The sequence below is a fragment of the Paeniglutamicibacter sulfureus genome, from assembly GCF_039535115.1.
GTDB classification, from domain to species: domain Bacteria; phylum Actinomycetota; class Actinomycetes; order Actinomycetales; family Micrococcaceae; genus Paeniglutamicibacter; species Paeniglutamicibacter sulfureus.
On sequence record NZ_BAAAWO010000001.1, the window covers coordinates 4332218 to 4347495 of the forward strand.

9 protein-coding genes are annotated in these 15278 nt (G+C 63.9%); 6 read left to right on the plus strand and 3 right to left on the minus strand.

Going from position 1 to position 15278, the window contains the following annotated elements; all coding sequences use genetic code 11:
• Positions 1 to 63 precede the first annotated feature (63 nt).
• From ABD687_RS19610 to ABD687_RS19620, 3 genes are read right to left on the minus strand one after another with little or no spacing between them, the layout of a single operon-like run.
• The gene (locus tag ABD687_RS19610; protein ID WP_310288730.1) at positions 64 to 918 is read right to left on the minus strand and encodes an ABC transporter ATP-binding protein; all 855 of its coding nucleotides are present in this window, start codon (positions 916 to 918) and stop codon (positions 64 to 66) included.
• The gene (locus tag ABD687_RS19615; protein ID WP_310288728.1) at positions 915 to 2006 is read right to left on the minus strand and encodes a FecCD family ABC transporter permease; all 1092 of its coding nucleotides are present in this window, start codon (positions 2004 to 2006) and stop codon (positions 915 to 917) included. Before ABD687_RS19615 ends, ABD687_RS19610 begins: the two co-directional genes overlap by 4 nt.
• Complete coding sequence (locus ABD687_RS19620) at positions 2003 to 3061, minus strand: FecCD family ABC transporter permease (protein ID WP_310288724.1); 1059 nt, start codon at positions 3059 to 3061, stop codon at positions 2003 to 2005. The genes ABD687_RS19615 and ABD687_RS19620 overlap by 4 nt, the downstream gene beginning before the upstream one ends.
• A 136-nt stretch (positions 3062 to 3197) precedes the next feature.
• Here ABD687_RS19620 and ABD687_RS19625 point away from each other — a divergent pair, with 136 nt between their 5' ends.
• The 6 genes from ABD687_RS19625 (at position 3198) to ABD687_RS19650 (ending at position 15265) form a co-directional block, all read left to right on the plus strand.
• Positions 3198 to 4208 carry an iron-siderophore ABC transporter substrate-binding protein gene (locus tag ABD687_RS19625; protein ID WP_310288720.1) on the plus strand — a complete coding sequence of 337 codons (1011 nt, stop codon included), beginning with the start codon at positions 3198 to 3200 and terminating at the stop codon, positions 4206 to 4208.
• Positions 4209 to 4728: 520 nt separating this feature from the next.
• The gene (locus tag ABD687_RS19630) at positions 4729 to 6528 is read left to right on the plus strand and encodes a proline--tRNA ligase (RefSeq protein ID WP_310288718.1); all 1800 of its coding nucleotides are present in this window, start codon (positions 4729 to 4731) and stop codon (positions 6526 to 6528) included.
• 2 nt (positions 6529 to 6530) lie between these two features.
• A complete protein-coding gene (locus ABD687_RS19635) occupies positions 6531 to 7346 on the plus strand; it encodes a sulfite exporter TauE/SafE family protein (protein WP_310288715.1) in 816 nt (271 codons plus the stop codon).
• A gap of 740 nt (positions 7347 to 8086) precedes the next feature.
• Positions 8087 to 9421 carry an aspartate kinase gene (locus ABD687_RS19640; protein WP_310288713.1) on the plus strand — a complete coding sequence of 445 codons (1335 nt, stop codon included), beginning with the start codon at positions 8087 to 8089 and terminating at the stop codon, positions 9419 to 9421.
• A gap of 308 nt (positions 9422 to 9729) precedes the next feature.
• Positions 9730 to 11115: a diaminobutyrate--2-oxoglutarate transaminase family protein gene (locus ABD687_RS19645; RefSeq protein ID WP_310288711.1), complete on the plus strand. Its 1386-nt coding sequence runs from the start codon at positions 9730 to 9732 to the stop codon at positions 11113 to 11115.
• Positions 11116 to 11143: 28 nt separating this feature from the next.
• Positions 11144 to 15265, plus strand: coding sequence for a Pls/PosA family non-ribosomal peptide synthetase (locus ABD687_RS19650; RefSeq protein ID WP_310288707.1), 4122 nt, complete (start codon positions 11144 to 11146; stop codon positions 15263 to 15265).
• Positions 15266 to 15278 lie beyond the last annotated feature (13 nt).

Consider the following 15278-nt stretch of genomic DNA (forward strand, 5'->3'; position numbering starts at 1 on the left):
GCCGGGCGGCCCCACGCCACGCAGGGAACCCCGGGTCGCAGCGGAAATGCCCGTGGGGTTTCGCTAGGCTTTCGCCGCGGCCTCCGCGGTCCGTTCCGCGGAGGAGGCCAGCGCTTCGGGCAGCGGCCCGTTGCCCAGCGGGATGACATGGGGGCGTCCGGCGACCGGGTCGGTGACGATGCGGGCGCTCAGCCCGAAGATCTCGGCCAGCCCGCGCTCGGTGACGACCTCGGCGGGGGAGCCCGCCGAGTGGATCCGGCCCTGGCGCATCGCGACCATGTGGTCCGAGTAGCGGGCGGCCAGCGAGATGTCGTGCAGCACCATGACGATGGTGCGCCCGTGCTCGGCATTCAGCCGCTGCACCAGTTCCAGGAGCTCGACCTGGTGGGCCAGGTCCAGGAAGCTGGTGGGCTCGTCGAGCAGCACGATGTCTGTCTCCTGGGCCAGCACCATCGAGATCCAGGCGCGCTGGCGCTGCCCGCCGGAGAGCTCGTCCATCGGCACGTCGGCCAGCGCGGCGATGCCGGTGGCCTCCAGCGCCTCGGCGACCACGCGCTCGTCGCCGACGGAGAACTGCTGGTACCAGCGTTGGCGCGGGTTGCGTCCGCGCGAGACCAGGTCCGCCACGGTCAGTCCGGCCGGGGCCGTGGGGTTCTGCGGCAGCATGCCCAGCCGGGTAGCCACCGAACGGGTCGGCTGGCGGTGCAGCGGCTCCCCGTCCAGCAGCACGCGTCCGGAGCGCGGCACCATCAGCCGGGCCATGGCGCGCAACAGGGTGGACTTGCCGCAGCCGTTGGGGCCGATGATCGAGGTCACCGCGCCGTCGGGCACGGCCAGGCTGAGCTGGTGCACGATGTCGTCCCCGTCGTAGCCCAGGGTGACCTCTTCCACACAGAGGCGGGATGCGGCCGGGATCATGAGGTTCTCCGTTGGTGTTTGAGGATCAGGTACATCAGGAACGGCGCGCCGAGCACCGCGGTGGCCACGCCCACCGGCAGCGGGATGGCCAGCAGGTTCGCCGCCGCCACGTCGGAGAGCAGCACGAAGAGCGCCCCGACCAGGGCGCTGGCGCCCACCGGGGGCAGCGCCGAGCCGCAGAGCAGCCGCGCGATTTGCGGGGCGGCGAGGGCCACGAAGGCGATCGGTCCGCCCACCACGGTGGCGACCGCGGCCAGCAGCACCGCTAGCAGCAGTGCCACGGTGCGTACCGTCCCGATCCGCGAGCCCAGGGCGACCGCGACGTCGTCGCCCAGGCTGGACAGTGCCAGCCAGCGGCCCATGCCCAGCGCCGCGAGCAGCAGCACCGCCGCGGCCACGGCCAGCGGTGCCACCAGCGTCCATTCCTTGCCGTTGAGCGAGCCCATCATCCAGGTCAGGGCCAGCCCCGCGCTGGTGACGTCGCCCAGGGTCAGCATCCAGGTGGTCAGGCTGGCGGCCAGGCCGGAGACGCCCAGCCCGACCAGGATCAGGCGCTGGCTGTCGAGGCCGCGGCGGTAGGCCAGCAGGTACACCGCGCCTCCGGCCAGCAGCCCGGCCGCGAAGGCCGCCGCGGGCATGCCCAGCATCGCGGCGGCGCCGCTGAGCCCGGCATGCCCGCCGCCGGCCAGCACCAGCACGCCCACCGCTCCCACCGCGGCGCCGGAGGTCACCCCGAGCACGTCGGGGCTGGCCAGCGGGTTGCGGGCCACGGTCTGGGTCAGCGCCCCGGCCGCGGCCAGGGCGGCGCCCACCAGCACGGCGGCTGCCATGCGCGGGGCGCGGAACTCGGTGGCGGCCAGGTGCACCAGGGGATTGGAGTCATCGCCCAGCAGGGCGCGCACCACCTCGCCGAAGGCCAGCGGGGTGCCGCCGCAGGCGATGTGCAGGGCCGCGCCGGCCAGCACCAGCGGCAGCAGCAGTGCCGTCACGGCCAGCGTGCGCGGGTCGGTGCGCAGCGACACCGGCCCCAGGCGCAGCGCCCGCACCGAGGCAAAGCGCGTGCCGGTCCCCGTCGTCCCGGCGCTCACAGGGCCACCAGCCGCTTGCGCCGGGCCAGGTGCACGAAGAGCGGCGCGCCGATCACGGCCAGCACGACGCCGACGGAGAGCTCGCCGGGCCGGGCCACGACTCGGCCGGCGGTGTCGGCCAGCAGCACCAGGGTGGCGCCGGCCAGCAGCGAGAAGGGCATCAGCCAGCGGTGGTCCCCGCCCATGGCGGCGCGCGCCAGGTGCGGGATGACCAGGCCGGCAAAGGCGATCGGGCCGGCCAGGGTCACCGCCGAGCCGGAGAGCAGCGCGATGGCGGCAATCCCGACGATGCGCGAGCGCAACACGCCGGTGCCCAGCGCGGTGGCCGTGTCCTCGCCCAGGGCCAGGGTGTTCAGCGCGCCGAGGTTTGCCAGCGCCAGCAGCAGGCCGGCGAGGATGAAGGGGGCCACCAGGTCCAGGCCGCCGTCCCGCCCGGCCAGCGAGCCGATCTGCCAGAAGCGCAGCGTGTCCAGCGCCTCCTCGTTGAGCAGCACCAGCCCGGAAACCAGGCCGTGGCACAGGGCCGTCACCGCCGCCCCGGCCAGCACCAGGGTGATGGGGGTGGCCCCGTGCCGACTGGCGGACCCGAGCAGGAAGACCAGGATGCTGGCCGCCAGGGCGCCGGTGAAGGCGAGGGTGGCCTCGACGCCGGCGGTCTGCTGGCCCCAGAACGTGGTGGCAGCAACGATCGCCAGCGCCGCGCCCTGGTTGATGCCCAGCAGCCCCGGATCGGCGATCGGGTTGCGCGTGTGTCCCTGGACCAGCGTGCCGGCCAGCCCAAGGCAGGCGCCCACCACGATCCCGGTCAGCGTGCGCGGCCAGCGCAGCTCGCGAATCGTTACGTCCATGACGGTGCCGGACGGGGTGGCCACGGCGTGCCAGGCCTCGGCCAGCGAGGAGGGCTGGCCGCCGATGCAGATGCTGGCGAGCACAGCCAGCAGCAGCGCCGCCGCGGCCAGCCCGAGGCGGCGCAGGCGGCGGGCCCGCCCGACGGGACGGCCGCCGGTGCGCGGATCCGCAGCGGGCGCCTGCGCGGCGGTGGCGAGGACGGGCACGAGGACTCCCTTTTTGATTACGAAACAATTTCGTGCCCTATGTATCGGCACTGTGCTAGTGTACTGCCTTGGCAAGGCAACCCTAACTTTTTGTGCCCCTGCCGCGTAACTTCCCACTCGCTGAAAGTACCCGCCCATGAAAAAGTCGACCGTTCGCCGCGTGGCCGCCGCCCTTGCCGGCATGGCCCTGCTCGCCACCTCCGCTTGCGCCGCCCCCGCGACCGAAGCCCCCGCGGCGTCCCCGGCCGCCAACGCCGCCGGCTACCCCCTGACCATGGACCACATCATGGGCTCGACCACCCTGGAGACGCAGCCCAAGCGCGTCGTCGCCCTGGACCCGAGCTACATCGACGCGGCCCTGCTGCTCGACGCCGAGTTGGTCGGCTACGTCCAGTACCGCCAGGACCCCAAGGACCCCTTCGCCCCCTACCTGGGCGACGTGAAGGAGGCGACCGCCGAGTCCGTCAACGTGGGCACGCTCGCCGAGCCGAACCTCGAGAAGATCCTCGAACTGCAGCCGGACCTCATCGTCTCGGCCAAGGTGCGCCACGAGGCGCTCTACCCGCAGCTCTCCAAGATCGCGCCGACCATCTTCTCCGACAGCACCGGCCCGACCTGGAAGGAAAACGTCGTCTTCCTCGGCGAGGCCCTGGGGGAGAAGACCAAGGCCGAGACCCTGGTGAAGGAATACGAGGACCGCGCCGCCTCCGTCGGCAAGTCCATCCTGGCCAAGGACCCGAAGCTGACCTACTCGCTGATCCGCTTCTCCGGCGGCGACACCGCCCGGCTCTACGCGACCGACTCGTTCATCGGCGAAATCATGGCCGACATGGCGATCCCGCGCCCCGCAGGCGGACTTGACTCCACCGACTCGATCTTTGCCCCGCTGGGTGCGGAGCAGATCCTCGAGGGCGACGCCGGCCTGATCATGGTCAGCGCCTGGACCCCGCCGGGCGCCGAAGGCGACGCCTCGCGCGCCCAGAAGGCCGAATACGAGTCCAACCCGCTCTGGAACCGCCTCGAGGGCGACAAGCTTCCGGTCGACGACTCCATCTTCCTGGCCTCGGTCAGCATCCAGGGCGCCCACGCGGTGATCACCGAACTGGCGAACCACTACGGCGTGGACCCGCAGCTGCCCAAGCAGTAACACCCCGCATGCTCCACCGGCACGGCCGGGCCTCCCGTCACGGGCGGCCCGGCCGTGCCGCGTTTCGGGGCCGCCGGGTTCCGTGCGGATTCTTCCTCCCGCGGCTGACTCCAATGGGTAGGCCATGTTGCCCATGGCCGCCGGGGCCGAGCGCGCTGCAAGTAACTGGCCGACGGAAGTGTCGCCACCGCTCCGTGCAGGCAGTATTCATGAAGTGGGGCCAGAAACGCCGGGCCGGGTCCAACAGCAGCAATTTATCCCGCGTCATACGATCAGTTCGCAAGGGGCCTCGGACACGCCTTGGTCATTGCCGCTCGGCCAAAGCCACATTGCCCTCGATGCCAAGGGGCACCGGGTCGGCAAAGTAGGATGGGACAAGTGCCTTGCGGCGCCATGCCCCGACGCGGAACCCCGTGCACGGAACCGGCTGCCCGCCCGGGGCGAAAGCCGCGGCACCAAAGATTTGCACCCCACCACTATGTTGTGGCCTGGAATATGGCCGCGGAAATGGAAAGTTAGCGTGGTCCTAAAGCTCTCCACCCTGTTCCTGCGCACGCTGCGCGAAGATCCGGTCGATGCCGAGGTCGCCAGCCACAAGCTGCTGGTTCGCGCCGGGTACATCCGCCGCGCGGCACCGGGGATCTACACCTGGCTGCCGCTGGGCCTGCGCGTCCTGGGCAAGGTGGAAGCCATCATCCGCGAGGAGATGAACGCCATTGGCGCCCAGGAAGTCCATTTCCCGGCGCTGCTGCCGCGCGAACCCTATGAGACGACTGGCCGCTGGACCGAGTACGGCGACGGACTCTTCCGCCTCAAGGACCGCAAGGGCGCCGACTACCTGCTGGCCCCCACCCATGAGGAGATGTTCACCCTCCTGGTCAAGGACCTGTACAACTCCTACAAGGACCTGCCGGCCTACCTCTACCAGATCCAGAACAAGTACCGCGACGAGGCACGTCCCCGCGCGGGCCTGCTGCGCGGACGCGAATTCATCATGAAGGACTCCTATTCCTTCAACATCGACGACGAGGGCCTGGAAGAGGCCTACCAGGCCCACCGCGCCGCGTACCTGAAGATCTTCGGCCGCCTGGGCCTGGAGATCCTTCCGGTCTTCGCCACGGCCGGAGCCATGGGCGGATCGAAGTCCGAGGAATTCCTGCACCCGACTCCTGTCGGCGAGGACACCTTCGTCCGCTCTCCCGGAGGCTACTACGCCAACGTCGAGGCGGTGACCACCGTGGTGCCCGAGGACATCGACTTCACCGATGCCCCGGCCTTCGAGGTCCTGGACACCCCGAACACCCCGACCATCGATACCCTGGTGGCCTGCGCCAACGAGATCGCCCCGCGCGCCAACGGCGCCTGGAGCGCCATTGACACCCTGAAGAACGTCGTGCTGGCCGCCACGCTGCCCACCGGCGAACGCCAACTGGTGGCCATCGGCCTGCCCGGGGACCGCAACGTGGACCTTAAGCGCGTCGAGGCAAACATCTCCGCGCACCTGGAAACCGGCGGCGAGGTCGGCCTCGAGGCCGCGACCGAGGATGACCTGAAGAAGCACCCGACGCTCATCAAGGGCTACATCGGCCCGGCGCTGGGCACTGATGCGGCGGTCCTGGGCCTGGAAGGCGCTTCCAAGATCCTGTACCTGGTTGACCCGCGCGTGGTTGCCGGCACCAGCTGGGTCACCGGCGCCAACGAGGCCGGCAAGCACGTCTTCGGCCTGGTCGCCGGACGCGACTTCACCTGGGACGGCACCATCGAGTGCGTCGAGGTGCTCGCCGGGGACCCGGCCCCGGACGGATCCGGCCCGCTGGAAACCGCCCGCGGCATCGAAATGGGACACATCTTCCAGCTCGGCCGCAAGTACGCCGAGGCCCTGGACCTGAAGGTGCTGGACCAGAACGGCAAGCTCAAGGTCGTCACCATGGGCTCCTACGGCGTGGGTGTCACCCGTGCCGTCGCCGCCCTGGCCGAGTCCAACCACGATGAGAACGGCTTGGTCTGGCCCCGCAACGTGGCCCCGGCCGACGTGCACCTGGTGGTCACCGGCAAGCAGGCAGAACTCTTCGAGGCGGCACAGAAGATCGCCGACGAGCTGCACGAAGCCGGTGTCGAGGTCATCTACGATGACCGTCCCAAGGTCTCGGCAGGCGTGAAGTTCTCCGACGCGGAGCTCATCGGCGTGCCCACGATCGTGGTCATCGGCCGCGGCCTGGCCGACGGAGTGGTCGAGGTCAAGGACCGCGCCACCGGGGAACGCACCGACGTCTCCGTCGACGAGGTTGTCGCGCAGCTGATCGCCCTCGCCAAGGGCTAGGGATGATCGAGGCGGCGACCCTGCTTGATGGTTCCGGGCTGCAGGGAATGGAGCCCGGAACCATCGCCTTGATCGTGCTCGCAGGATTCGCCGCGGGCTGGGTCGATGCGGTGGTCGGCGGCGGGGGACTGCTCCAGCTCCCCGCCCTGCTGTTGGTCCCGGGGATCTCCCCGGTGCAGGCGCTTGCCACCAACAAGCTGGGATCCGTCTTCGGCACCACCACCAGTGCGGTGACCTACTACCGCCGTGCCCATCCGGATCTGAAGACCGCGATCCCGATGGCCACGGTGGCGCTGGCGGGCTCCTTCGGCGGGGCGATCCTGGCCACGCTGCTGCCCGAAGAAGTCATCAAACCCGTCATCATTGCCGCACTCATCGCGGTGGGCCTGTTCACGCTCTTCAAGCCCACGGCAGGGGAGCTGACGAACCTGCGCCACACGGGCTCCCGCCACTATGCGGTGGCAGGCGTGATCGGGCTGGTCATCGGCGGCTACGACGGGCTGATCGGCCCGGGCACCGGATCGTTCCTGATCATCGCGATGGTCGCCTTCATGGGCTACAACTTCCTGGCCGCCAGCGCCAAGGCCAAGATCGTGAACATGGCGACCAACCTGGGCGCACTGGCGTTCTTCCTGCCTTCCGGGCACCTGTTGTGGGGGATCGGCCTGGTGCTGGGGGCGGCGAACATGGTTGGCGGCTACCTCGGCGCGCGCATGGCTGTGTCCAAGGGCAGCAAGTTCATCCGCATTGTCTTCCTTGCCGTGGTGGGCGCGCTGATCCTCAAGCTGGGCTACGACGTGTTGTTTCCAGCCGTTTAGAAGGGTCCCCGTTTTGCCCCGGACAGCCACTTTCGCGGGCGATGGTGTCTGTAATGCGCTGTGCGCCTTACAGACACCACGTCTTTCCGGGGCTCAGACCAGGCATCGGCGAGCTCCACATGTGCGCCATGCTCCGGGCCGCCGCGGTGGGTCAATCCCTCTCTTCAGGTTGCCCTCGGGTCAGAGCGCTAAAGGCCAGTTTTGCTGACCCCGTGCGCCGTCCATTTCCGTGAGTAGCCCTCGAAAATCAGCTGATCAATCAGCCCTCGGAGGGAGACCTGTGTCGGTAATGTCCTGGATTTCCAACGGGTGCGGCGCCCATAGAGGCAGAGCCTGCCCATGGCGATGGGCCTCCGATCGCGCCTGGTCATCGACGGCGCCCTTGCCTGACGGGTTTTCCGATTCCGCTCCCAACCGGGAGCAACGATACGCACATCGCCAATATTTACGCGCGGAAGATTCGTCTGCTGCGATGTTCCCTTTCTTGCGGAGATTTCTTTCGCGCGACTTGCCATTGCCTTGCATCTCCCCGTACGCGGTGTAAGACTGACCCAATGATGCGACTCCATATGGAGAAGTCGCGGCCGGTTCCGGGGGGACTACCGGCCAGTGATACCGTATTCGCTTGAATTGAATGAATCGTCTCATTCGGCTGGGGAGCCGAATCACGGCCATGACTTGTCATTTGCAAGAATCTTGGGGCCGGGAAAAACTAGTAATTCTAGTGACAGGAAATTCCCATGCAATCGGACACTTGGCCTGCTTGGAGGCTTCGTGAAAGCCTGATCATCCAAAAATACAGTAGTTCCTCTGTAGCAGACCACAGAGGAATTCAGCGGGTTGCGCGAAGGATCGTGGATACGCAACGCGCGGGATTTTCGGTGGTGGTGGTGCTACCCGAGATGGAAAGTGCCACGAATGAATTAGCGACCCATCCAGCTGGACTCGCCCCGTCGGGTGAATCAGGTGGGTTGGACCTTGCGGTGGGTCGGCGTAAGCAGATCTTCGAGCCTTCGCTGGAAATGGCCATTTCCAAGCTTGGTGCAGCCTCCCATGTGTTTACGGGCGGAGAAGCAGGGCTGATCACGGATGGCATCCACGGCAAAGCACACATAGTTGGCGTGGATCCACTGGCCGTGGCGGCTTCCCTTGCTCGCAGGGAGATCCCCATCGTGGCCGGCTTCCAGGGAACAAACCGCGAGGCCAATATGGTCACGACCATGGGACGAGATGGATCGGACCTGATGGCGGTTGCTCTCGCCGCCTCCTTGAATGCATTGGTTTGTGAAATCTATTCCGACTTTGACGGCCTGTACACGGCAGATCCACGCATCGTTCCGGCAGCTCGCAAGGTCCAAACGATTACAAGCGTGCAAATGATGGAACTGGCCGCTGCAGGAGCCAAGGTTCTGCCGCGGCGGTGCATTGAATATGCGCGCCGCCTTGGAGTAACGATCCATGTGCGTTCACCGTTTAATCCGGATGAGGGGACGAGGGTCGTTTCCGGGCTCGAGGACGAGCCCGGCGCCGAGCATTCGGCGACCTTGGAAGAACCGCTGATCATGGGCGTCATCCAAGACCGGACCCAGATCCAAGTCACCGTGGCCGGTGTCCCCATGGGGCCAGGCCCGGCGCAGCTGTTCGGTGTCACCGCGGCTTTAGGTGTTTGCCCGGACATGATCACTCATAAAAATGACGTGGTGGACGGGTCTACGGACATTTCATTCATCTTGCCCGCCGACCAAATCCCCCCTGTGGTGGCTGCTGTCTCGAAGGCTCAGGAGACCATTGGCTTCCAGTGGTTGAAATGCGAAGAAGTGGGCAAACTTTCGCTGTCGGGTTTCGGCATGCGTCTGGAGCCTGATGTGCTCTGCCGGTTCTTGGGTGTGCTTTCCGATGCCGGCATCAAGATTCGGCTATTTTCCGACTCTTCGGTTTGCCTATGCGCCGTAACGGACCTAGAGATGCTGGGGCTTGGGGTCCGGGCAATGCGCGAAGCGTTCAACTTATCCGATGACTTGGGGAAAGGGTATAGGGCAAAACATATGAATCAATCCGTCAATCACAAAGGCTAGGAATCTTGATTACGATCAAGAAATAGCCGATTAATTCCAGCTTGGGCAGACAGTTTATGTGAAGTAGCGATGGAATCAGGGGACTTGGGGCTTGGGGCATTTTGATCGGCCGAGGGTACATCTGTGCAATTTACGAGCCCACCGGAGACGTCGGCCTGCAGGGGCATCCGTGCTAATGCCGTCGATTGCTTGGGAAAGCGCCGGATTTTGGCCAATATCGACGATATTTTTCGGTTCCGAATCTCCTCTAAACAATTTCCCCGATTCCAGATTGCCTGCCTCTATTTCTTTGATGAATGGAGATTTCAATGACAAATAAAACGGAACTCGCGGACTGGACGGGTCCGCTCGTGTCAGGCCCGATACCGGGGCCACAGTCCGCCGCCTTTTTGGCGCGTCAAGAAGCCCGGGAATCCAACGCCCGGACTTACCCACGCCATTTGCCGATTGCGATCGCCGAAGCCGCAGGGAGTTTCGTTCGGGATGTTGACGGAAATGTGTTCATAGACTTCCTCAACGGGGCAGGGGTGCTCCCGTTCGGGCACAACCATCCGGAATTGGTACGTGTTGCCGCCGACCAAATGCTGGTTGAAACCCACGGCCTGGATTTCCCGACGCCGGTAAAGGACGCCTTCATCGATACCCAGCTCTCAATGCTTCCCGTGGATATGCAGGACCGGATGAAGATCCACTTCTGCGGACCCACCGGCGCCAATGCCGTAGAGGCTGCGATAAAGCTGTGCAAGACGGCTACCCGTCGCGGAGAGATCATCAGCTTTCAGGGAGGATTCCATGGGAGCACTGCCGCGGCAATGGCCCTCACCGGACTGGTGGCACCAAAAAGTCACGTGCAAAATGGCATGCCAGGGGTCCACTTCTTTCCCTATTCATACTGTTCGCAATGCCCTCTCGGCATGAGCCCCGCCACCTGTTCCACGAACTGCGCGACTTTCCTGGAGCATTCGCTGAAGGACGATCTCAGCGGAATTCCGCTGCCCGCCGCCGTAATTCTTGAGCTCGTTCAAGGCGAGGGCGGATCAATTCCCGCCACAATCGAGTTCGCCCAGCGAGTGCGTGCAGTGACCCGAGAACTGGGGATCCCGCTGATCGTCGACGAAGTGCAAACGGGCTGCGGACGTACCGGTACCTGGTTCTCGTTTGAGCAGTACGGAATCGAACCAGATGTCATCGTTGCCTCGAAGGCACTCAGCGGCATGGGTCTGCCCATCGCGCTGATCATGTACGACAAGGCGATGGATGTCTGGGAGCCCGGCGCACACATCGGTACCTTCCGTGGCAACCAGCTCGCCTTCGCCACCGGTGTCGAAGCAGTGAAAATATTCCAACGCGACGACATCCTGGGCAACGTCCGGCGCCGCAGCGAACAATGTTTTGGCCTTCTGGCGCCGCTGCAGCAGCATCCGTGGGTTCGGGAAATCCGCGGGAAGGGATTGCTTGTGGGCGTCGAGCTCATGGATCCACGAACCGAAATGCCGGCGGGAGATTTAGCCGCCGAAGTGCAGAGCGAGGCCTTGAACCGGGGGCTGATCCTGGAACTCGGCGGCCGCGACAGCAGCGTCGTGCGCCTGCTGCCTCCGCTCAATATCACCGCGGAAGTCATGGAGACCGCTTGTCACATCCTGGTCGATTGCATCGATCGGTTGGCATCGATGCTCGATGTGCCCGCGCCGTAATCACCCGGCTCGATTGGTTGGAACACACATGACCAGAGAGGTCGCTTTGAGCAAGCAAGTTGATACGCGGGAAAACCTTGCCTATCCGGGAAGACACAGGGCACTTAGCCTCATGCACGGGCCTGTATTGCACTCCGTGGAGGTGGACCAGACAGCCGGATGGGTCCCGGGGGAACGCCTGGATCACCTCTTTGAGGGACAGTGCGATCTGTTGCGCAAGACCGGGAAAGGATTGCATCTGGCTGTGGACACGGGTGCGGTCAGGCTCACCTATGATCAGTTGGACGCCAAGGCCAACCAACTGGCCCGGTACTTGATCGCCCACGGGTGCAATCCCGGGGACAGGATAGCGTTGCTTTTCGACGATCCGGTTCGTTCCCTGGTGGGGATGCTCGCGGTGTTGAAGATCCACGCTGCGTATGTGCCCCTGGATGCCGGTTATCCCGCCGACCGGATCGCTTACATCATCGCCGATGCCGATGTCGCCCAGGTCTTGACGCTGTCGCATTTGAGGGATCGTCTCGTGGATGTCATGGCTTCGGTCCGCTGCCTCGATGAGGAGGACCCAAGGATCGAGTCGATGGATTCCGCGCGACTTGCAGCGGAGGAAAAGGGATCCCCCAGCGACCAGTTGGCCTACATCATTTACACGTCCGGAACGACCGGTCGGCCCAAGGGTGTGGCAATTGAGCATGCCAGCATCTGCAATTTCGTGAGAGTGGCTGCGCTCTCCTATGGGTACGAGCAGCAGGACAGGGTTTATCAGGGCATGACCATAGCCTTTGACTTCTCGGTTGAAGAGATTTGGGTTCCGTGGATGTCCGGGGCCACCCTGGTTCCCAAACCCAGCGGCACCGCGCTGCTTGGACTGGAGCTGGCAGAGTTTCTGGTTGCCCACAAGGTCACGGCCATTTGTTGTGTTCCAACGTTGTTGGCGACACTCGATGAGGATATTCCATCCCTCCGCTTTCTTTTGGTCTCCGGGGAAGCGTGTCCACGTGACCTGATGGTGCGGTGGCATCGGCCGGGTCGTCGCTTCTTGAATGTGTACGGACCCACCGAGGCCACTGTCACGGCAACCTACGCGATTGCCGATCCCACACGTCCTGTCACCCTGGGAGTGCCATTGCCCAGCTATGCCGTGGTCATCCTCGATCCCGACGAACCCAAGGCGCTGCCGGCCGGCACCCAGGGCGAGATCGGCCTGGCAGGCATTGGGTTGGCCAAGGGCTACGTCAAGCGTGACGACCTCACAGGGAAGGCCTTTATCCCGGACTTTCTGGGGATAGACAACAACCCTTCGGGCAGGATCTACCGCACCGGCGACCTGGGGCGGATCAATGATATGGGTGAGATCGAATATTTTGGCCGTATCGACACCCAAGTGAAAATCCGCGGTTACCGGATCGAACTCACAGAGATCGAATCGGTGCTGTTGCAGGTGCCCGGAGTTGCCCAAGCGGTCGTTGACACCTACGAACGGGAACCCGGTTTTACCGAGCTGGTGGCGTACTACAGCCTGAGGAAAGACACCCCTGAAATCGATGCCGTGGATCTCAGGAAACGGCTGCAATCCCAGCTTCCCAGCTATATGGTGCCGGCGTACTTTGAGTGCCTGAAAGCCATTCCGATGCTACCCAGCGACAAGGCCGATCGAAAAAACCTGCCCCCGCCTTCCACACCCAGCCCCAATGCGGGCGGCCAGGAATATGTGGCCCCGGCAAATGAGACCGAGGAACAGCTGTCGCTGGCCTTGGCGCAGGTGCTCCACGTTGAGAAGGTATCGACGCGAGCGAATTTTTTTACGGATCTCGGGGCCAATTCCCTTTTACTTGCACATTTCTGTTCCCTGACCAGAAAGAACACCGACCTGCCCCCGCTGGCCATGAGGGATGCCTACCAAAACCCGACCATTGAAAAGCTGGCCGGGGTGCTCGAAAACAGCAGCGCCGCCACGCCGCCGACCGCGTATCCCGAGACAATGGAAGTCAGACTGGCCAGCACCCGCCAGTTCGTGACGACAGGCGTTCTGCAAGCCCTGATCTTCTTGGCGTACACCTACGGGTTGACGGTCCTGGCGGTCGCCGGATATCACTGGGCAGCTGCGGCAACGGACGCCATAAAAGTTTGGGAACGATCCCTCATTTTCACCGTCGCGATGTTTGTCGCGTTGTCAGTGATACCCATTGTCCTGAAATGGGTAATTGTCGGGCGGTGGAAGGAAATGGAAATTCCTGTCTGGTCATTGGCATATGTCCGCTTCTGGTTCGTGCGGGTGCTCATCAGCAGCAATCCACTTCGAATGTTTGCCGGGACACCGTTGTTTAACGTCTATTTGCGGGCGCTGGGGGCCAAGATCGGGCACGACGTTGCGATCTTCTCCACTTCAGTGCCGCTGTGCAGCGATTTGCTCACCATTGGTGACGGCACCGTGATCCGAAAGGACTGCGTGTTCAAGGGCTATCGCGCCCAACGGGGAATCATTCAAGTAGGGCCGGTGACCCTGGGCAAAAACGTCTGGGTGGGTGAGCAAACGGTCATCGACATCTATACGGAGATGGGAGACAACTCCCAGCTTGGTCATTCATCGTCGCTGCATCGTGGGCAGACGGTACCGCCCAATGAAACATGGCATGGCTCGCCCGGGCGGCGCTGCGATTCCAATTACAAGTCTGTCGACCCTGCGCGCGTCACTATGAGAAGAAAGGTCACCTACAGTTTCTGGGTCGTGTGCCTCAGCATTGCCGGGTTCGGGTCCCTCGTTACCTTCCTGATTGCGTTGTTCCTGCCGGACTACCTCTCGTCAGGTTTGCTCTGGAACGAGACCGGTGGGTTCTATGCCGACTTGATTATCATTTCCTTCGGCCTGACAATCGGCGGTATTGTTACCGGCCTGGTGGCAGTGGGCGTCGTACCGCGGCTGCTATATCTTTTCCTGACCCCCGGCAAGGTCTATCCCCTTTACGGATTCCACTATGCCCTTCACCGGACGGTCACGCGGCTCACGAATATCCCGTTCTTCGCAAACCTCACAGGCGACAGCTCGCTGATTCTCTATTACCTGAGCTATCTCGGGTATCACCAGCCGAACCCGGTGCAAACGGGGTCCAACTTCGGACCCGCAGTCAAACACGACACACCCTATGCGGTTACCGTCGGCTCCGGAACGATGGTGTCGGATGGTCTGTCGATGATTACCGCAGAGGTATCGAACACCTCATTCCGCATCGCACCCAGCACCATCGGTGCCAAGAACTTTTTGGGCAACGCCATCACCTATCCACCTGCGGGGAAGACCGGCGAGAACTGTTTGTTCGGAACCATGACCATGGTCCCGATTGACGGTCCCGTCCGTGAAGGAGTCGGACTCCTGGGGTCCCCGCCTTTCGAGATCCCGCGCTCGGTCCAGCGGGACAGCGCCTTCGACGAGATGAAGACGGCAGAGCAACTCAAATTGCGGCTTCCAGCAAAGAACCGCCACAACGGCCTCACCATTGCGCTGTTCCTTTTGCTCCGTTGGTTCGAGGTCTTTGTCTCCCTGTGGTTCGCATCGGTCGTCCTGACCCATTTTGAAGAAGTCGGCGCACTGGCCGTCATGATCGGCACACTGGCCCTGGGTGTGGCGTTGGAAGGACTCACCATTGCGATCGAACGCATCACCCAGATCCGCCACAAGCTTGTCCCGACCTTCTGTTCCATCTATGAGGTCTACTTTTGGGAGCACGAGCGTTTTTGGAAGTTCATCGGTGGTGCAGCACTTGGCCTGTTCAGCGGCACGCCCTTCAAATCGATCATTTTGCGACTGTTGGGTGTGCGCGTGGGCAAGAGGCTTTTCGATGACGGATGCGCAATCCCGGAGAAGACAATCGTCTCCATAGGCGATGATGTGACCCTGAATTCGGGGAGCATCTTCCAATGCCACTCGATGGAAGACGGGGCCTTCAAGCTCGAGCCCATCTCGATCGGCTCCAGGGTCACGATAGGTGTCGGCGCGTTTGTGCACTACGGCGTGACCATGCAGGACGGGGCGGAGCTCAAAGCCGATTCGTTCCTGATGAAAGGTTCCGACGTACCCGAGGACAGCCTATTCGGCGGCAACCCGGCACAGGAATTGTCGACCCGTGGCCTGCGGAACGTGGCCTCCGGCTGAACGCGGCCAGGGG